Raw genomic sequence first — 20,178 nt, forward strand, 5'->3', positions numbered from 1 at the left:
GATTGAATTATGTCAGATCAAAATCATCCAGCGTTAGTGCCATGTCGTTTATTAACAAATAATATTGATTTAATAGGACATGCCATTAAACACCAACATGGCATCATCGACTGTACTTATGATATTGAAAATAAAATTGAGTCGTTAGCTAAAGCTGGATTAGGCTATCGTGATCTTGATGGTTTTATCATTCAAAGTAACGTATTACGGTTTGTATCTCATTTTGATCGCAGAGGACGTATTAAGAATAGTCCTGGTCAGATTGCATCGCTCATAATCCGAATAGAGGAATGCGCACACTCGTATGCTTTTTCTAAACAGAGAAACTATGAAGATGCAAAATATGACCAAGGAGAATTAATCGATGCGCTCCTAGAGCTGTCTAATGTACTTGTTGAAGACTATGTTCATTTTTCTAGCCAAGTTCATGAAAAATTATTGATTATTAGTGATCTGGAAGTCCGCATTAGAGCTAATGAAAAAGCAATTCAGGATTTAAAGCCATTAAGCGATATCATGGTTCAGCTGTCACCAGACAAACTGGCTCAACTTGGTGTTGGAGACAAAGAGATTGAACGTCTGATTACCAAACGGTTAACACCGATCGTTTTTAAGTGCCATAAAGAACTGATTAATGCAGGGCATGTATTGAATGAATATCTACTCCGATGGAAGAAAGATTTAGAAATTCAGAAACGTAATTCCATGATTGATGCTGTACATAGTTTTTTGGCTGGTAAACAGCTAAATTCTATATTAGATCAAAGCACTGCACCTAGCCCTTTTTTTCGAGTTTATAAACCACAATTCACGGCCTATGCTGATTTAGGTTCATACAGAGCACAGGAAACATTGGAGCTAATCGCACGAAAAGCGAGTGAAAATAGAGAGAAGACAACAAAAGAAGCTGAAAAAGAAATTGTTGAGGTAGAAATACAGTTAGATGCAGAAGTTCTGGTAGAACCCTCAGCGCTAGAGGTTGCATCAAACCATTTCTTTGAGGCGTTGATGCATCCTCAAGGGCCAGTTGAGCTCACTGCTGTACAATGTTATCAAGACTTAAAGCCAGAAGTTGAAATCAATTCTTGGGTATTGCATCTTGTCAGTTCGTATCGTGATAATTATGAATATTATGCTGGGGTATTAGATATGCATTTTATCGAAAATATCATTCCTAATTATAACGGCAACTGGTTAGTTCAAGATGTCGTAATTAAACGTATTTAACAGGTTGTCATGATTACTGGTACTCAATTAAATGTTATTCAACAGGCATTGCTCAATAGAACGAAAAAAGTATCGTTGAATAATACGTGGCGGATGCTACATGACTCTGAGGCAATTGGCAGGGTTAGAGGCCGTGATTTGCATCTAGATGATTTAGACTTTGTGAGGTTAGATCAGATTTATAAGCAATATAGGAAAGTTGAAGCTGATATTAACATTCCAAAGGGATTATCTCGATTTGAACATGTTAAATACAGTATTAATGAAAAGGACACTAATAAATCTGTTTTTTCAGATTATCTAGTCTTTGCATCTGTCAAAGCGGCATTACCTCTGAAAAGTGGTATGTTAGATATATCACATCCGAAGTTTCTAGCCACAATAGATATTAACGAAGTAGATACTAGTGCTATTAAACAACTGGTTATTGTAGAAAATGGCGACATGATGGTCCACTTATATAAATGGCACCAGTATTTGCCAGAGCAATGGCAGGGTAGCCTCTTTCTATATCGCGGACAAGGAAAGAATATTAAGTTGGTTAATGAGCTGTTAGAAAGATTAGCTGATACAGCTAAAATTGCAGTTTACTCTGATTTCGATCCTAGTGGGCTTTTGATAGTTTTAAATTACATCTCAAGCCGTGATATATACATCGTCGTGCCAAAGGATTGGCAAAACTTAGATGAGGAACATTCATCAAATGGATTGCAAATTTACCTTAAGCAGATATCACAATCTATAAATTTTGATGAAACTTTTGCTAAGTATACTGTTTTAAATGATATTTTTCAGCATATGAAAAACAAGAAATTGGCGATCATGCAGGAGAACGTCCATCTAATGAATGGCTTGGATATCATAAGGGTGATTTAGATTTGAAGTTTAAAAGTGATTAGGGTGATTTTTAATTTTTGGATTGATATTTTTTTGATTGGTTAATAAATATTAAGTATTCTAAATACATTACATCTTCATTTCATGAGATGAGTTGTAGATTAATAATGAAGCTAGGCTATACTTGAAATTAGTAAATCAATTGAATAATTATTCAAAAAAACTCGGACTATAGAGTCCGAGCTAGTTGCCTTTATTTGTATATATACTTATTACTAGGTATGTATTCTCTTCTTTGCATTAGATTCACAATCTTTACACTTTCATTGTGCTTCAAATATTTATAAGTAAAATACTTAGCAACCTTATCTTCATGAGTGGATAAGATGATCTGTTTTTGACTAAAGTCATTTCGTAAAACCTCTACTAATGACGACATATTTATATCATCCATAGTCTGAACAGGATCATCAATTAGGATTGTTGAAAATCTCGTAGAATAAACTCGATGTAAAGCTAAGGTAAGTGAAATAACGACTGCGGATATTTGTCCAGAACTCATTGTATTAAGGATGTCATGGTCACTTTCCCAATTAGAAACTAGTCGTACATTTTTCAGCTCATCATCACCTGTTGGATCTTTAATAAATATTCCTTGACCGTGCCCAGCTTGGTGTGTTTGTAGAATTTTTCCAGAGTAGATGTAAAAAGGAATTTCAATCTCAGTAATTAATTTTTTTCTGTATTGACGAATTTTTGTGCGTACAATATTGATGAGTTCAGTAATATCACTTGAGGCAGTATCAAGTAGATTGTATCGTTTCTTAAGTTCTATAAGTTCATCTACTATTTGTTTCATTGAACTAAAATAAAGATTTTTTATATAACTTTCTTTTTGGTTAAGTACGTCAATATTGACTTGAGTTAACTTGTCTTGTTCGCTATTAAAATAATCTCTATAGATTCTCTCGAATATATTTCCATTATTAGCTAAATCATAACTCTCTGGTGGAATACCAATAGCCGAGCGTATTCGTTCGCTTATTTTGTTAGTTGCTTCTGTAAGATTAAGACTATTTTGCAAAGGAAAAGTAGCTCCCATCAAATCATGATGCTCAATATTTTCTGATTGTAGCCACTTTTGAAGATTTTCAAGACGCTCACTAATATTCTTCGCTTTTGTAAGCAGATTTATATCTTCATGTGATGCAATCAATTTTTGTTCAAGATAAGTAGAACAGGCAAGAATTAATGGGGAAAGGTGGGTTGTATTGAAATTATCTCGAGTAGTTACAAGCAATTTGTCATTCTCAGAAAGCTCAGATCGGAGTAAAAGACTATGTTGCATTACTACCTTAGTTAAATCATCGTGACTTTCATAATCTTGACCACAAAGTAAACATTTAGATTCATTTGGTATTTGATGCAGTCCAGCAGTCATAGCATCGTGATGTTTGAGTAATTCTGAGTAAATAGAACTTAATCCTCTAGCTTTATTTTCTTCTGCTATAAGAGCTAATAGTGCCGCTTCAAAAGTATTACTATCTCCTAGCATCAGTATTTGGAAGATAGTTTTAAAGTTAGAAATATTACCAATAGCTTTTAAATCACCACTTTTGAGAGTAGAAAGAGTATTCTTAACAATATGATATGAGTGATTCTGATTCAGATATAAATCGTAATTTTGGATAGAGTTAAAGTATCCGATATAGATCTCAAGAAATTCACGTTGCTGAATTACTCTTTCAAAAATACGGTTTCTTATGAAAAAATTTTGATGTGTAAGTAAATTTTTAACATTAGTGATTTCGGCTAAAGAGTTATTAAGTTTTTCTTGATTAAGATCAGAGATCGACACCAGATCCCAAAAAGGTGATGTGTTAGTCTCAACTAACCATGGTAAAGCATAAGTATGTTGTTCAGCAGTACTATTTGAGATATAGCTGTCGTCTTCAATTTTGTATAAATGTTTAATCTCTTCAATACGTTTTGCATACGTTTTCTTAGTACTTCCTATCTTGTTTGCGATTTCTGATAATTTAACTAGCTTTTCATCTGCCTCTCGGGTATTACCAAAAAGTTGTGCAAGTTCAATTGCCCGTTGAGCTTCATTATTTGATTTCAGAAACCGTGAAGTCTCCTCTTGCTGTACATAGTGGAATAGTAGAAAATCTCTTGAAAAGTCTTGGCTGTTAAAATATTCTTCTAAAGACTTATCAGTTGCCTGAATTAGAGTTTCATCTACTACTTCATTGAGTTCCCATAATTCAGTAAATTTTGAAATCTTCTTGAATGAACTAGGAATAGGGTATTTAAGTTTTCGTTTGAAAACTCTAGTTTGGGATTCGGCATTTTTAAATTCAAGAGTTATTTCGACATTCTCTGCGCCTTTATGTGCAACTACTACATCCGCTGGATTTTGGCGGTTTTCTAGAGAAATCAATCGAGAAATATTTCCAGTTAAACCCAATTCGATAGCATCAAAAACTGAGGTTTTACCATATCCATTAGGACCATCAAGTAAGACAAGGTTACTATCTTCAAAATTGATGACATATGGTTCATTACCAAATATTTTAAAGTTCTTCAGAGTGATTTTATTTAAACTAATCATTCCAATGTTCCCCAAATTTTTTCTATCTGCTTATAGTTGTCATCTTCAGACCATTCTTTCTCTGAAGTTAAAAGTTGGCTGTATATTGAGAGGTAGCGTGGGGCAAATGAGTTTTCAATATCAAGGCACAGGTTCGTTAGTTCTTTTTCCTTGGGACTATAAGTAATAAAGGGTAGTTTAAGTATAATTTTCATTATGAGAGAATAATACCCTTGAGAATTATTTTGACTACCTTTAAATTCTAAAAAGTCTTTCCCATTTTCACCATTGATAACTTCATTAATTACAGTATTTGTAATTTCGTTAATATTGTTAGTCGTTAGATAATTATGTAAATCTTCAAGTTCATGTAGAGAATGAGTAATCACATTTTTTTTGAAATTATACTGATCCTCCTCAATTGAGAGAATTAGTTGTCGATCTATTGCATTTTCATTGTGACAAATCAACATAGTACAGTTTTTCTCAAATGAGAGCCCTACTACTCCTGATTGACTAATAAATTCAAATAATTCTTGTGCATCTTGTTCTAGTAAGATTTGAACTGCTTCATTAGATTGATTATGAAGTTGAATCGTGACGAAATATTCCTCACGTTCATTTTCTTCATTTGGACTAAAAAGATGGATAGTTTGAGTTTGAAAAGGTAAATCAATATTTATTTGAGTATATCCATTACTTGAAAGTATGTTTTTGAGGATTTTGATCATTAAGATAGTTCATCCTTTGCGATTGATAAGGGGATAAGGTTTATAAATCTTAAAGGCTCATCTCTTTTGAGGCGGCTATCTGCATCTTCTGCGATGGGGGCTTCTGTATGCATTGATGATAATGGAGAGAATCGATGATGATTTATACCGTTATAAATAAGATTTTCAATTTCATATAAAATCTCATTTATATTCGGGTTTGATGTAATATGCCTTTCAATTTGGGAAAGACGTGGTGTATTAGTAATTGTAGTTGGTAAATAATGTTGATATGGGGGTGTTGCATTACGATAAATAAATTTATATTTTGAGTTGTTAATAATGAATCTCTGATAGTTTATAGTGTGAAAAATTTTTATAAGTACGTAGCGAATACCTTCACTATTTGACTCGAGTGCATTATCGATATTGCATTGATGGTTGAGCTGTATTTGTGGGGAGAAATGACGATAATATTCCCAAAGCTCAAGAGGACTTAAACCTAGCAGAAACTTACATATCTCTTGTAAATTGCAAGAGGTTCCATCATTAGGTTTTATATACCCTTCATCCGGATCATCCATGTAATGTTCAATATGGTAGGCAAATCGTTCTTTAAAATGATAAGCTAAATATTCTTTGCTCATATCTTCATGATCTTTATTAAGTACACTAATAATTTCAGTAAAATGAATAGGAATTTTTTGAGAATTTTGTTTGTTTTTGTGGCGTTGTATGATGTATTTATCCATAACTCCTAAGAAGTATAGAAAAGCTTTCTCCAACTGATCGTGGGTTACTGAAATGCTTAGCCTTGTGAAGGAAATTGATAATTCTGATTTAATTTTGTCATTTATACTACTGAGATCACAAAATGAATTGCCATCATCGTATCTGTATGCTTCTAGCCTTGATATAGCATTATTCTGACCATTGTGTATATCTGATAAAAGTTGAGCTAATTCTACAGCGGTTTTATTTTTAAAAGCATTTCTAATGATTGATGTAGTTTTAGATATCTGCGTGGCATCGGATGCTGCTTTATGGAGAGTTGATGTCCTATCAGTTGGGAAAAGATATTCAACTAAAATTTCTTTAAGATCATTGGTAATTGATGATGCTATATCATTAAAACTAGGCCTAGGGTTTATCACTTTCCATGTATGAATTTTCCCAATTACATTGGGATGTTTTGATAGTTCTAACGTGATTTCTAAAAGAGCATCTGAATATTTGCTATAGCTACATGTTTCATATGCTTTTACTTGATGAAAGGAGATAGGAGCGTTATCAATAATAATTTCAAAATCTTCATTATTCTCAAGCATCAAACTATAATTAGAGAAATCTTTTTCGATGGATTCCTCGTTGATACATTTTAAAGAGTAATAAAGTGCGACCTTACCTTGGTAGTTGAAACCACTCCAAGATGGCGATGCATCAAAAGACATTGAAAGCTCCCTCCCACACGAAATCTAAATAAAGTGTAAATTTATGTATTTTTTTTTGACATTATGTAAGTATTTTTATCATTTTTTAAGGTCAATTTCTAGTAGTTTTTTTGGGAAATATAAAAATATAGATTTTTTCAGATACAATCTTATTGTACAAAAAAAACTATGATTTAATTGTATATAGGTGATTCAGAGGTAGGGTAAAGTGGTTAAGGAAATTAAATTAAAAGAGATACGTGATCAATGTATAGCTTTACAAAAAGCAATGGATGCTTCAAGAAACTCAAGAAAAGATGACGTTTGGTTACACTCAAGTTTTAAAATATTTATGCGGAAATATAATGAGATACTAATAAAAGCTCGTGAGATAATAGATATTAATGCGCCAGTAGACATGTATAACTTAGAGAAAGTTCCTTCTGCTTTCGATACGGTTACCATTCAGCAGAGAATGTATTTTGATGATGTTTATTCTAACTTATTAATACTTAAATCTTTTATTGAGGCTTCAGGAGGGTTGGCACAAGTTGAAGCTGACAATATCTTGAATTTTTTAAAAGCAAATCTTCGTAAAGCAATTTATGATATTCCTCCGAATGAAAAAAGTGTACAGAATGGTATTGAAAGCTTATTAATTGGCAAAGGAAAGCAAAAAGGAATTGATTACGACAGAGAGACTGGGCGAGTTAAAATAGCAGGAAAGGAGTCAGTACCTGATTTTGTTTTCAGAAATGAAAACATGGTGTTAGAAATTAAAATTTGTAATCGTCAGGGTAAGTTAGCTGAAATAATTGATGAGATGAATGCAGATATTATTGCTTATTCTACTGAATATGAATCCATTTATTTTTTAATTTATGATATAGGTTTTATCAGAGATGAAGATGAAGTTATAAAAGGATTACAGAGATCTGAAAAAATTAAATGCTGTATTGTTAAGCATTAGTTTAATTTTTTAAAATGAGGTGTTTGATGATCAATAATAAACGGAAGTATGCAGATCAAGAAGTTCTGAAACGGCAAAAAGCTCATGAGTCAGCTAAAAGTATATTGAACCATTCTTATTCAAAATCAATTATTGATATGGCTGAAAAAGAATATGAAGAAGACTTTCAAAAGATTATTGATGGAGAAACTACTTTTGAAGAAGTTGAAGCAAAACTATTGAAAAAATGGGATAAAAAAGTGGCATTACAACGTAGAATTGTAAAGCTGGAGGAAGAATTCAAAGAAGCTAATGACATTCTCAATGACTGGAATGATAAGAATAATCCACTTTATGAACGACATAAAAACTGTACTGAAGGTTTAGCTTCTAGAATTGATAAAATGAAAAAAGAATTATTGGAAATGACTTAGTATTTTACTAAAGTTAAATATATAGCTATGAGATAGTTCAGTTTTATGTCTCATCTTTTGAATATTTCAATTTCATAACATCTTTTGTCTTAAATAGGCGAATTCTATATTCAGAATTACCCAAATAGTATGCTTGTATAATATCTTGAGCTTGTAAATTTGTAATATGTGAGTGGGGCATACCTAGCAATTTACTAGCTTCGGCTCCCGTCATATAGGTTTCTTTCAACTTAAGGACTTCATCAACTTCCTTTTGCCGAACGAGTTTCCAATACACCAAATTTTCTATAGTTAAAAAACCAGATTTGCACCAATATTCACCTAACCAATTCACTGAGCAATTGAGTAGTCTTGCTGCTTGCTCTGTAGATATTGAGTTTTCACTCAGCAATTTATGCTTTAGCCGAAGTACGGATATTTTTGGAATTTTAATGGATAAAGGATAATTGACATCTTTAATAAGAATTCCTTTATTAATCAAAACAGAAACCTTATTGGGGCTAATGTTTAAGTGTTCTGCTGCTTCATTTAACGAGAAAAAATTCTGCTTTTTTTTTAGTGGAGTAACGCCTTTTTTAGGCCTGCCTGTGCGAGTGGGATAACGTATTATTTCATCAAAATCATGTTTCCTTAGATGATTAACGGAGCGCTTAAGATAGATATTTAGTGGGGAAGCATCGATATGTGGACCTCGAATAGGAACAATCCCTATGCTTGTTAGTTTTTCAACAAAATTTGTAGGATTAAGGCCTAATTTCTTTGCGAGTGTTGAGGCAAGGATATATTCATTTTGGAAATTTTCTAGCTTTATAAAGGAATATCCTTTAGCTGCTTTTGCATCATTACAAAGTTGATCCAAATCGAACCATCCCATGTTCGTTAATTTGCGTGCAGTTTCGTAGTGTATATCGAGCTTTTGTGCAATTTCTTTTAAATCTAATTGCTTAGGATATGGGCAAATCTTCTTCATACGTGGTTGTTGTAATAAAGTTTCATGCTGTGTTGTCGTTAGGAAATTTTCAATATAATTGCTAGGGATGGAACTATAAGAATATTGATTATCATCGAGTTTTAGAAAGTCTTGATCGATCCAATGGTCGAGCGTTTTATGTGTAATATCTAAAATAAGTTTTAATTCAGCCCTTTTTATATCATTAGTACAGCTTTCATCACTAGGCGTATAAACGTCACACTTTGCCTCCACTAAAGCTGCATAATTTTTAAATAATCTGGAGTATTTCAAAAATGGGAGCAGTTGAATTCTAGGGTGCGCTAGTTTGATGCGTTGATTAACCAGTGTACTTAATCTATCAACGGATTGATTAGGAACATTAAAATATTCATATGTCATTTCTAACGCTACTTCAATGCTCATGGAGTTATCAAGCTTAGAGAAGCTAAGTATTGCTAGCCAGTATGCAGTGAAATGTTTAAAGAATTCATTTGAATCATAATTAAGAATTTCAACAAACCATCTAATGACCTGTATCGAAGAACATTTAATCTTAGGTGCATCTTGCAATAGTGCATGGCAATGACTGCATTTTGTCACTCCTGAGCTAAGCGATATTGAGTATCCACATTGATAACATTTATCGACAAGGAAAATAGAGTGTATTGGGCATGCATATAAGGGTTGTAAAAGCCAAATTTTTTTAAAAAATGGCTGTTCTTCTAAGCATTGTGGGCAATAAGAACAAGAATAGTATTTTAATAAATCTTCATGCAGTTCTATATTGCTCCATTTTCTCGCTGATCGGCTCGTGGGGCCAGCTTTTGCAAAAGCAAGACTTTGATGATTTGGGTCAATATTAAGTAGTTGTAAGACATACTTAAAACGCGGAAGATCTGCTAATCTACAATTCGGTGCGCTTTGTGCCAAGAAATGGCGCTGCTCTTTATTAATTAATCTCTCGATAGATGAATGTCTATTAAGCTCAGCAACTCTAGCTAAGAAGCTCTCTGCCGATTCGCCATTATAAGGAATGGGATGGATAAGAATGTTGCTAACCTAAGAAATTTGTCTAGATCATTTACAGATAGGCTGGAGATATTGGGTTTAATTTCATGAACTTCATATTGGTTGTTGATTGTTTGAACTAAGAAATCTGGGTAACAGAATTCCTTTTCTCCAAGAGCGATTTTGAGAGCTTGAGATCTAAAACATTTAACCTGTGGGTTTTTCTCAAGACAAATAACGTGTGCCAATTCAAGACGACTTTCGGTAGGAATGGAGCCCCCAGATTTTGCGCTGGGGAAAAGTGCAGTTCTTCGTCCATAGCAGCCTTGGTAGATTTTCCTTTGACCATGGATTATAGAGGCAAGATTCGGCTCTGCTTTAAAAGCGTTATTAATTTGATTGAGAATAGATTGATGAGGATTGTGTTTATCATCAAAAGAAAAAGCGTACATATAGTATTTCCAGTATGTATAGCCATTCATCCCATTTTTAGGGATGAGTTAATTCTTGCGTAAAAAATACGCAAAACTTGACTGTTGGCTCTATACGGAAGATACTAGGATTCTCACATCTCTGTACTTTCACGTATAGAACCAACGGATCCGAAAGGGTCCGTTTTTATTTGGGCAGAATTTTATGTCATGGCTTACTTCTCCTATGTTATTGGCTTTTAATCTGAGTAATCAGAAGTTCTAATAATTTTTATTTTTTAAGCTCTTGTTGCGTTATAGCAGCATTACGCTGTTTGACTAACCACTCTGCAACATCCTTTACCAATGCATATTTCCCGCGACGGTTTTTAACTGAAAAGACTGGGATCGGTACAGTTTTTCTTGTAAGTGCTTTTCTGAATGCATCAGTGGATCGATAGCCTAGAGCCACTCGTAATGCATCATCTGCAATCATCGGGCCATGGCGTTCAAAAAGCTCACGTTCAATGGTTTCTACACTAACTGGAGTGATGTGCTGCATTCCTGCTCTGTCCTAGCTTGTCCTAACAATATGATATAGACGGATGGAGAGTTATACTAGAAAGGCAAAATCTGTATTAACTTTACTCTATTAATAGTATTTAATTATATAATTTACAAAGACTAATTTAATTTAGGGTTCTGATTTAAAAAAGGGACTTATATGAGAGAGAGGTGCCGTAAGAGGCGTGATGATATAGATATTGTGAGAGTAAAACTTTGGTACGAGGAGGTGAGATATAGGTTGTCATTAAAAACGTCTTATCAAGTTGAGAAGGCTATTGAACCAATGGCATTTGGGAAAAATGAATATGGAGATCCTTATCACAATAATAAGTGGTCAGGCTATGCGGCTGGACGGCATACACCTAATAAGCGATTAGTTGAATTGGTAGAACAACAACTACGTGGTACTTCTGAGGTGCTTAATAATATTCTTTGGGAAGCAATGCGTGGGCACAAGGGAGTGGATTGGCTTATCAAGGAAGGAATAAGATATCTTCCATGGGAGGTTCAAAGGATTTTATTTAAATACAATAAAGATGGATTATCTAACGAGTTGTTTTCTTTTTTATATACGAAAGAGCTTCAGAGGCTTGAACGACTAGCTGGATTAGACTCTTTAGCTGCCTTGATTATTTTTTTACGTATTGCAGATAGTAAAAACTACAGGACAGCTGCCTTTGATATAGGATGCTCAATATATCGAGTATTATTAATAGTATGTACATTTCCGTACTATAGAGAGCACAATGCTGAGTTGTTACAGTTGGTGAAACGATATGTATTTCCATTAGCTCATAATGGAAATAAATGCGTTGCAGTTGAAAATGAAGAGGGTTTTGCTTTAGAAGTAGAATATTTAAATAATACTTTTTTTGAGTTGGAGCATAAAAAAGGGAAGTATTTGACCCAGAAGCAAAAAATACGCGTAATGCTAGATGTAATTCATGGCTTAGAAAGTTTTATACATAAATTAATCTTCGTTATTCCTTTTGAGATTAAAGACGAAACATCAGTCAATAATTTATCCAATTTGTTAGACATACAAAAAACGAAAAGATGGACAACAGAGTGCCTTAAGCGTGGTATTGCACCACTAAGTAGTGACTCAGTTGAGTTTAGTCCATTTAGTTATTATCACAACAATATGGTGTTGCACTTCAAATGCTAATCTAAGGTTGAAAAAAGGCTGCGAATTGCAGCCTTTTTACTATGGTGTCTATGACAACTTATGTGTCGCTCAATGACATGTTATGCGTCGCAAATGACAACTTATGTGTCGCGTGACGGATGCTTAAACTTACCAGCTTAACGCGCCACCAGTTTGGTAGTCAGTTACGCGCGTTTCAAAGAAGTTCTTCTCTTTACGTAAGTCCATCATTTCAGACATCCATGCAAACGGGTTGGTTACACCAGCAAATTGCTCTGGTAAACCTAACTGAGATAAACGGCGGTTACAGATGAATTTCAAATATTCTTCCATCATGCTTGCATTCATACCCAATACACCACGTGGCATCGTGTCACGCGCATATTCGATTTCAAGCATTGTACCTTCAACAATCATTTGAACCACTTCTTGTTGGAACTCTGCGCTCCAAAGGTGAGGGTTCTCAATCTTGATTTGGTTAATCATGTCGATACCAAAGTTCAAGTGCATAGATTCATCACGTAAGATGTATTGGAATTGCTCAGCAACACCGTTCATCTTGTTACGACGACCCATACTCAAAATTTGAGTAAAGCCACAGTAGAAGAAAATCCCTTCAAGAACACAGTAGAACGCGATCAAGTTACGAAGTAAACGCTGGTCGTTTTCAGGTGTGCCTGTGTGGAAATTAGGATCTGTTAAAGATTGAGTATATTTCAATCCCCACGCTGCTTTACGTGCAACAGATGGAACTTCACGGTACATGTTGAAGACTTCGCCTTCGTCCATACCTAAAGATTCGATACAGTATTGATAAGCATGAGTGTGAATCGCTTCTTCAAATGCTTGACGCAAGATGTACTGACGGCATTCAGGGTTGGTAATGTGGCGGTAAATTGCCAATACCAAGTTGTTTGCAACCAAAGAGTCCGCAGTCGAGAAGAAACCTAAAGAACGCATAACAATCGTACGCTCATCTTCAGTTAAGCCGTTTTCAGACTTCCAAAGCGCGATGTCTAGGTTCATGTTTACTTCTTGAGGCATCCAGTGGTTTGCACACCCGTCAAGATATTTCTGCCAAGCCCACTCATATTTAAATGGAACAAGCTGGTTCAAGTCCGCACGACAGTTAATCATCGCTTTGTCGTCAACCTGAACACGCTGTGCGCCCATTTCTAGCTCTTCAAGGCCAGGAGCAACATCTAAATGTTCTAAGGCTGCAGAGGCTCTAGCCACCGTATCGGAGGCAACTGTTGGTCGCACGGAATGGGTTCCAGCGGATTGTGAAGTTGCCAAGCTCTGCGATGATGACTCCGCAGAAGATACATTCTGCGAATTAGTCGTTTTTTCCGATTTGACGGGCGCAGACTTGAGTTCAGGTGCAGCCGGTTTTTGCGAATCATCTTCAAAATCGTCCCAACTAAGGATAGACATTTTTGTTCTCTCTTCGTTGTGTATATCTATATTTGACATCTCTTAAACGAAGATGTCCCTACTATACGCTTTTAATGTGTAAACAAAATTAAGTTTTATTGATGTATGACCAAATTTTGGGCCTTTGGTCTCTACTACTTATTTTGCTTACGCTGTTGCTTACGTATTGTGAAAAATGCGTAAACCAGTGGCATATAAAAGAAAAGAAAGGCAAAGATTAAAACTCCAACACCAAGCATATAGTTATGGCTGAGATGAGAAAGCATAATCTTTACCTCTTGTAAAATTGCTCTTTAGTGAAAAAGAGCAATTTTATTGAATGTTATTGGCAAGCTTCGCAATCAGGATTGTCGATTGAACAAGCCATTGGAACTGGAGCTGCTTGGGTAAAACCATCTTCTTCAACTGCTTCAGGCTTTTTCGCTTCTACAACAGGGGCAGCAACCGGAGCCGCTTCAACAGTCGCAGGTTTAACTGCGTTTAAAGCACCTGTGTTAATTGTAGATTTTTCAGCAGAAGTTGCACCTAAAGCTCGGAGGTAGTAAGTCGTCTTAAGACCACGTAACCATGCCATCTTATAAGTGATGTCAAGTTTCTTACCGTTTGCACCAGCAATGTAAAGGTTAAGCGACTGAGCTTGATCGATCCATTTTTGACGGCGTGATGCAGCATCAACGATCCAGCGTGTATCCACTTCAAACGCAGTAGCAAAGATTGCTTTTAATTCTTCAGGAATACGAGCAATTTTTTGTACTGAACCTTCGAAGTGTTTCAAGTCATTAACCATTACTGTGTCCCAAAGACCACGTTCTTTTAATGCACGAACGAGGTATGGGTTAATGACAGTGAATTCACCAGACAAGTTAGATTTCACATATAAGTTTTGGAATGTTGGCTCAATAGACTGAGAAACACCACAAATGTTAGAGATGGTTGCGGTAGGAGCAATTGCCATCACATTTGAGTTACGCATACCGTCTTTTTGAACTTTGGCACGTAATGTGTCCCAGTCTAAACGTTGAGTACGGTCAACTTCGAACATACGCTCTGGACGAGATTTCGCAACAATTTCTAAAGAGTCGATTGGGAGGATACCTTGATCCCACAATGAACCTTTGAATGTTGAGTAAGCACCGCGTTCAACAGCCAAGTTGCTTGAAGTTTCAATCGCGTAGTAGCTAATCACTTCCATTGATTCATCAGCAAAATCAATAGCAGCATCTGAACCGTAAGCGATGTTCATTTCATATAGAGCATCTTGGAAGCCCATGATACCCATACCCACAGGGCGGTGTTTCAAGTTCGAGTTTTTCGCTTGTGGTACAGCGTAGTAGTTAATGTCGATAACGTTATCGAGCATGCGTACTGCTGTTTTAATTGTACGAGCTAACTTCTCACGGTCTAACACACCACCTTGAACGTGTTGTACAAGGTTGATTGAGCCCAAGTTACATACTGCAATTTCGTCTTGATTTGTGTTCAAGGTAATTTCAGTACATAAGTTAGATGAGTGAACTACACCAACATGTTGTTGTGGTGAACGTAAGTTACATACATCTTTGAATGTAATCCACGGGTGACCAGTTTCAAACAACATAGAAAGCATTTTGCGCCATAAGTCTTTAGCACGTACTTTCTTGTGTAGCATGTTTGTTTCTTTCGCTACAGACTCATAGTAAGCATAACGCTCAGCAAATTCAGCACCAGTTAAATCGTGCAAGTCTGGAGTTTCAGAAGGAGTAAATAGCGTCCATTCACCATCTTCAAATACACGTTGCATAAACAAATCTGGAACCCAGTTCGCAGTGTTCATGTCATGTGTACGGCGACGGTCATCACCAGTGTTTTTACGAAGTTCTAAAAATTCTTCGATGTCTAAGTGCCAAGTTTCTAAGTATGCACATACTGCACCTTTACGCTTACCACCTTGGTTTACCGCAACAGCTGTATCGTTCGCAACTTTCAAGAACGGAACAACACCCTGAGACTTACCGTTTGTACCCTTAATGTAAGAGTTCAATGCGCGTACAGGTGTCCAGTCATTACCTAAACCGCCAGCCCATTTAGAAAGCATTGCGTTGTCGCGCATTGCGCCATAAATGTCATAAAGGTCATCGCCAATCGTTGTTAAGTAACAACTAGAAAGCTGTGGACGTAATGTACCTGAGTTAAACAAGGTAGGCGTAGACGCCATGTAGTCGAAGCTAGACAATAAGTTATAGAACTCGATTGCACGTTCTTCTTTATTTTGCTCATTTAACGTAAGACCCATCGACACACGCATAAAGAATAATTGCGGTAATTCGAAGCGAACGCCGTTTGAGTGAATGAAGTAACGGTCAAATAAAGTCTGTAAACCTAAATAGGTAAACTGATTAGAGCGTTCTGGTTGAATTGCTGCTGCAAGTCTCTCTAAATCGAAATCAAGCAAGTCTGGTGAAAGCAAATCAAGCTCTACACCTTTTTTCAAAAAGGCTTCGAGTGCAGTGTTTTCAGGAGTATCTGTAGGTAAGCCTAAGAACGCTAAACCTGTGCTCACTAATTCACTAGAGAGCAAACGTGCAGTCACGTAAGTATAGTTTGGTTCTTGTTCAATACGAGTACGTGTTGCCATCATCATCGTAGTGGCAATATCAGTCTCTTTTACGCCGTTATATAAGTTTTTAACGGTTTCATCGACAATAGCCTGAACATCAATACCTTCCAAACCTTCGGCTGCTTTAGCTACAGTTGCTTGTAATGCACTTAAATCAAGTGGCTGAAGCTGACCATTTGCATCGGTCACTTGTAACGTAGGATGGTGGTTTGAGTTCGTTTGCTGACGAGCAGTCGTACGTTGTTCGCGGTAAATTACGTAAGCGCGGGCAACTTTCTGTTCTCCGGTACGCATTAAAGCAAGTTCAACCTGATCTTGAATTTCTTCAATATGGATCGTACCGCCCGATGGTAAACGGCGAGTGAAAGTATTTAATACCATTTCCGTTAGTTGGGTAATACGGTCGTGAATACGGCTTGAATCCGAACTCTGTTGACCTTCCACAGCAAGAAAAGCTTTACCAATCGCAACAGAAATTTTCTCTGCATCAAATGCAGCAACATCTCCAGTGCGTTTGATCACCTGAATTTGACCGGGAGTCGAAGTAATTACGCTCATGCCAGCATAGCTCCATTGTCACTTTTGTTATGTTTATAGACCGTTTGAACCGAGCAAAAAGTATGCCACGATGTTTGAGGGATAAACACAAGACTTAGTAGTTAAAGTTTATTTTGAACACAAGATACGGGATTTTTCATAGCAGATCAATCTTGACTTTTTAGTAATTTTTTATCTGTATGATTTGATGGGAGATAGCATAGCAAAGCTATTAAAAAACACTTATAGATAACTTTGTGGATAACTCAAAAAACAAGCACTTAAATACAATTAAAGTAGTTAAAGAAATAATTTGTTTAATATTCATACATTGGAAATATGAATAGAATATGAAATTTAATAACAATAACTAAATGTTAAAAACACGAGAAAATTCAAAGGTTAATAAAATGCAACAAAACATGGTTGTCATGTATCAGTTTGGTGAACGCCTACTTGTTTACAATGTAAACGTGTGTATATTGCAAATGATAAACGAATGTATCTGCAAGATTTTTAAGATGCATGTAATGAGATTTATAGGGGCAATGATATGAGCCAAGAAGAAAAGTTACCAAAGATTCTGATCGTTGAAGACGACGAGCGTTTAGCACGATTAACTCAAGAGTATTTAATCCGCAACGGCTTGGAAGTTGGTGTAGAAACTGATGGTAACCGTGCAATTCGTCGTATTATTAGTGAACAACCAGACCTAGTGGTCTTGGATGTCATGTTGCCGGGTGCCGATGGCTTAACCGTTTGCCGTGAAGTTCGTCCACATTATCATCAACCGATTCTTATGTTGACTGCACGTACAGAAGATATGGATCAGGTACTTGGCCTTGAAATGGGAGCGGATGACTATGTCGCTAAACCAGTTCAGCCACGCGTACTTTTAGCCCGTATCCGTGCGTTATTACGTCGTACAGATAAAACTGTAGAAGACGAAGTTGCACAACGTATCGAGTTTGATGACCTTGTGATTGATAATGGCGGCCGTTCGGTAACGTTGCATGGTGAGCTTGTTGATTTCACTAGCGCAGAATATGACCTATTATGGTTGCTTGCATCAAATGCCGGCCGTATCTTATCGCGTGAAGATATCTTCGAACGTTTACGCGGTATTGAATACGATGGTCAGGACCGTTCAATCGATGTCCGTATCTCACGTATTCGTCCAAAAATTGGCGATGATCCTGAAAATCCAAAGCGTATTAAAACAGTACGTAGTAAAGGTTACTTGTTCGTTAAAGAAACCAATGGGTTATAAGATCTGCATAAACTTCCTATAAGGTTGGTCGAGTGTTTAAACACAGCATATTCCTGCGAATATATGCGGGACTGGTAATTCTTGTTGTTTTGGTTGCCGTTTTTGGTTATTTGCTTGTACAAATCATCAATTATCAACGGGCACAAGAATACCGAGAATCTTTAACTGATGGTATTTCTTATGTCATTAGTGAGGGAGTCGCTCGACAACCGGGGAAGCAACAGAAAATAGACTGGGTTTCAGATGCATCAGATTTATTGGAACTTCCAATTTATTACACTGATGCGAGCAAGGTTGAGTTATCTCGTACCGAGAAAAAACGGATCGAAGCTCAAAAATCTGTTGTCCGTTACGATGCCAGTAATAGTATTGCGTATATTATTATTGGCTTACGTGATGATCCTCAGCACTATTTATCGATAAAAGTAGACAAAATTAGTGAGCGCCAAATGAAGGCTCTCCCTATTTTTGTACTTGATTATCTAATGTTTTATCCAGGGCAAGAACAAGAATATCTTGCTAAGATTCAAAAACATTTCTCATATCCGATTAATATCTACAATATTCAAGATGTTAATCTGGATTCCGAGCAAATTGGTCGGTTACGCCAAGACCAAAGTGTCATGTTGTACAAAGATAGTGCAACAATGCGCGGCACGACCATTTCGATCGTATCTCCAATACCGAATCATCCTGCACAAGTTCTAGTTCTTGGGCCAGTTCCGATGTTTAACTGGATGCCTTTACAGCTTTCAGCGGGAATTACCTTATTTAGCCTATTCTTACTGAGTTTAGGTGTTTACGGTCTCATCTTGCCGTTAGAACGTAAAATTCGCCAAGTACGTTATGCGTTAAACCGTATGAAGTCTGGTGATTTGTCATTGCGTGTTCCTATTGAAGGAAGTGACGAAATGGCAAACTTGGCATCAAGTTATAACAACATGTCTGATCATATTCAGCGTTTAATCGAGGCTCAGCGCGAGTTGATGAGAGCGGTATCTCATGAGCTTAGAACGCCGGTTGCCCGTATACGCTTTGGTACAGAAATGTTGGCAGAAGAAGACGATTACAACCATCGTATGCATCAGGTTGATATGATTGATAAAGATATTGAGGCGCTCAATACCTTAATTGATGAAATCATGACTTATGCAAAACTAGAGCAGGGTACACCTTCATTAGATTTTGCTGAAATTGCTCTATTTGATGTATTAGATCAAGTTGCGGTAGAAACCGAAGCTTTAAAAACGCAAAAAGAAATTGAACTTGTTGCTCCTCCTGTTTATTTGAAAGTGGATGCAGAGCGTCGTTATTTGCATCGGGTTGTTCAAAACTTGGTAGGTAACGCTGTTCGTTATTGTGATAATAAAGTTCGCATCACAGGTGGTGTTCACAGCGATGGTATGGCCTTTGTTTGTGTTGAAGATGATGGCGCTGGAATTCCAGAACAAGATCGTCAAAGAGTATTTGAAGCCTTTGCTCGTTTAGATGATAGCCGTACTCGTGCGTCGGGTGGCTATGGTTTAGGCTTGTCAATTGTAAGCCGTATTGCTTACTGGTTCGGTGGTGAAATTAAAGTAGATGAAAGTCCTACCTTAGGTGGAGCTCGCTTTATCATGACATGGCCTGCAAAACGCTTTAAACAACCTCCTTTGAAAGCCAATAAAAAAGCACCTTCATGAAGGTGCTTTTTTATTGCATTACTTATAATCGAGTTGCATCTGGTTCCAAAATAGGTTTTCCGCTTCTTAAGCTGGTCAACGCATCGGAATTAAAGTCGATCAGCAACGAATTATTTTTTGCATCGATCTGGTATTTTTGAATAAGAGGTTGATCTCCATTAAGCGTTTCTATTTTATATTCATCCGCAATATGCAAAATACCTTCTAGGTTTGTTGTGGTTGACGCAAAATCTTGCCTAAATATTTCATAGACATCTCGCAAGTCAAAAATTGCATTGTTAGCATCTGGATGTTTGTGAATATAGCTTTCTATATGTCGCACAAGTAACTGCGCAAACAAGTAGTAGTTTGGTTTATGCGTATATTCTAGAGTCATGCATTTTTCTCCTTATTAT

General features: G+C 36.3%; 18 protein-coding genes. 8 read left to right on the forward strand and 10 right to left on the reverse strand.

Features of this window, described 5'->3' with window-relative positions; genetic code table 11:
• Positions 1-9 precede the first annotated feature (9 nt).
• Positions 10-1,227, forward strand: coding sequence for a hypothetical protein (locus tag AC07M3_RS15290; RefSeq protein ID WP_343597719.1), 1,218 nt, complete (start codon positions 10-12; stop codon positions 1,225-1,227).
• Positions 1,228-1,236: 9 nt separating this feature from the next.
• Complete coding sequence (locus tag AC07M3_RS15295) at positions 1,237-2,103, forward strand: DUF7281 domain-containing protein (protein ID WP_494567691.1); 867 nt, start codon at positions 1,237-1,239, stop codon at positions 2,101-2,103.
• 214 nt (positions 2,104-2,317) lie between these two features.
• On the opposite strand, the gene AC07M3_RS15300 is transcribed toward AC07M3_RS15295, so the two are convergent.
• From AC07M3_RS15300 to AC07M3_RS15310, 3 genes are read right to left on the reverse strand one after another with little or no spacing between them, the layout of a single operon-like run.
• The gene (locus tag AC07M3_RS15300) at positions 2,318-4,678 is read right to left on the reverse strand and encodes an AAA family ATPase (protein ID WP_494567692.1); all 2,361 of its coding nucleotides are present in this window, start codon (positions 4,676-4,678) and stop codon (positions 2,318-2,320) included.
• A complete protein-coding gene (locus AC07M3_RS15305; RefSeq protein WP_343597724.1) occupies positions 4,675-5,388 on the reverse strand; it encodes an ABC-three component system middle component 1 in 714 nt (237 codons plus the stop codon). Before AC07M3_RS15305 ends, AC07M3_RS15300 begins: the two co-directional genes overlap by 4 nt.
• A complete protein-coding gene (locus AC07M3_RS15310) occupies positions 5,388-6,818 on the reverse strand; it encodes an ABC-three component system protein (RefSeq protein WP_343597725.1) in 1,431 nt (476 codons plus the stop codon). Before AC07M3_RS15310 ends, AC07M3_RS15305 begins: the two co-directional genes overlap by 1 nt.
• Positions 6,819-7,026: 208 nt before the next feature.
• Here AC07M3_RS15310 and AC07M3_RS15315 point away from each other — a divergent pair, with 208 nt between their 5' ends.
• Both AC07M3_RS15315 and AC07M3_RS15320 read left to right on the forward strand, forming a co-directional pair.
• On the forward strand, positions 7,027-7,767 hold the full coding sequence (locus AC07M3_RS15315; protein WP_288490934.1) for a PD-(D/E)XK nuclease domain-containing protein: 741 nt from the start codon (positions 7,027-7,029) through the stop codon (positions 7,765-7,767).
• 26 nt (positions 7,768-7,793) lie between these two features.
• The gene (locus AC07M3_RS15320; RefSeq protein ID WP_494567693.1) at positions 7,794-8,180 is read left to right on the forward strand and encodes a hypothetical protein; all 387 of its coding nucleotides are present in this window, start codon (positions 7,794-7,796) and stop codon (positions 8,178-8,180) included.
• Between the two features lie 43 nt (positions 8,181-8,223).
• On the opposite strand, the gene AC07M3_RS15325 is transcribed toward AC07M3_RS15320, so the two are convergent.
• The 3 genes from AC07M3_RS15325 to AC07M3_RS15335 form a co-directional block, all read right to left on the reverse strand.
• Positions 8,224-10,182 (reverse strand): TniQ family protein, encoded by a 1,959-nt coding sequence (locus tag AC07M3_RS15325; RefSeq protein ID WP_494567733.1) that lies wholly within the window; start codon positions 10,180-10,182, stop codon positions 8,224-8,226.
• Positions 10,131-10,592 (reverse strand): hypothetical protein, encoded by a 462-nt coding sequence (locus AC07M3_RS15330; RefSeq protein WP_494567694.1) that lies wholly within the window; start codon positions 10,590-10,592, stop codon positions 10,131-10,133. The genes AC07M3_RS15325 and AC07M3_RS15330 overlap by 52 nt, the downstream gene beginning before the upstream one ends.
• Before the next feature lie 250 nt (positions 10,593-10,842).
• Entirely contained in the window at positions 10,843-11,112 is a 270-nt protein-coding gene (locus tag AC07M3_RS15335; protein ID WP_343597732.1) for a hypothetical protein, read from the reverse strand.
• Positions 11,113-11,355: 243 nt separating this feature from the next.
• On the opposite strand from AC07M3_RS15335, the gene AC07M3_RS15340 reads away from it, so the two are divergent.
• Positions 11,356-12,285, forward strand: a complete 930-nt coding sequence (locus AC07M3_RS15340) for a hypothetical protein (RefSeq protein WP_494567695.1) — start codon at positions 11,356-11,358, stop codon at positions 12,283-12,285.
• A gap of 129 nt (positions 12,286-12,414) precedes the next feature.
• Here AC07M3_RS15340 and AC07M3_RS15345 read toward each other — a convergent pair whose 3' ends face one another.
• From AC07M3_RS15345 to AC07M3_RS15355, 3 genes are all read right to left on the reverse strand, one after another.
• The gene (locus AC07M3_RS15345; RefSeq protein WP_005042873.1) at positions 12,415-13,698 is read right to left on the reverse strand and encodes a ribonucleotide-diphosphate reductase subunit beta; all 1,284 of its coding nucleotides are present in this window, start codon (positions 13,696-13,698) and stop codon (positions 12,415-12,417) included.
• Between the two features lie 134 nt (positions 13,699-13,832).
• Positions 13,833-13,964, reverse strand: coding sequence for a hypothetical protein (locus AC07M3_RS15350; protein WP_003653490.1), 132 nt, complete (start codon positions 13,962-13,964; stop codon positions 13,833-13,835).
• Positions 13,965-14,020: 56 nt separating this feature from the next.
• On the reverse strand, positions 14,021-16,852 hold the full coding sequence (locus tag AC07M3_RS15355) for a ribonucleoside-diphosphate reductase subunit alpha (RefSeq protein WP_494567696.1): 2,832 nt from the start codon (positions 16,850-16,852) through the stop codon (positions 14,021-14,023).
• A 353-nt stretch (positions 16,853-17,205) separates the two neighbouring features.
• On the opposite strand from AC07M3_RS15355, the gene AC07M3_RS15360 reads away from it, so the two are divergent.
• From AC07M3_RS15360 to bfmS, 3 genes are read left to right on the forward strand one after another with little or no spacing between them, the layout of a single operon-like run.
• The gene (locus tag AC07M3_RS15360) at positions 17,206-17,388 is read left to right on the forward strand and encodes a hypothetical protein (RefSeq protein WP_016801725.1); all 183 of its coding nucleotides are present in this window, start codon (positions 17,206-17,208) and stop codon (positions 17,386-17,388) included.
• Entirely contained in the window at positions 17,385-18,101 is a 717-nt protein-coding gene (gene bfmR, locus AC07M3_RS15365; RefSeq protein WP_003653488.1) for a response regulator transcription factor BfmR, read from the forward strand. Before AC07M3_RS15360 ends, bfmR begins: the two co-directional genes overlap by 4 nt.
• Positions 18,102-18,133: 32 nt before the next feature.
• Positions 18,134-19,783 carry a sensor histidine kinase BfmS gene (bfmS, locus tag AC07M3_RS15370; protein ID WP_017392321.1) on the forward strand — a complete coding sequence of 550 codons (1,650 nt, stop codon included), beginning with the start codon at positions 18,134-18,136 and terminating at the stop codon, positions 19,781-19,783.
• Positions 19,784-19,805: 22 nt separating this feature from the next.
• On the opposite strand, the gene AC07M3_RS15375 is transcribed toward bfmS, so the two are convergent.
• On the reverse strand, positions 19,806-20,159 hold the full coding sequence (locus AC07M3_RS15375; RefSeq protein WP_009393940.1) for a hypothetical protein: 354 nt from the start codon (positions 20,157-20,159) through the stop codon (positions 19,806-19,808).
• Positions 20,160-20,178: the final 19 nt, after the last annotated feature.

It is taken from the genome of Acinetobacter sp. GW821-FHT09D10 (assembly GCF_059416285.1).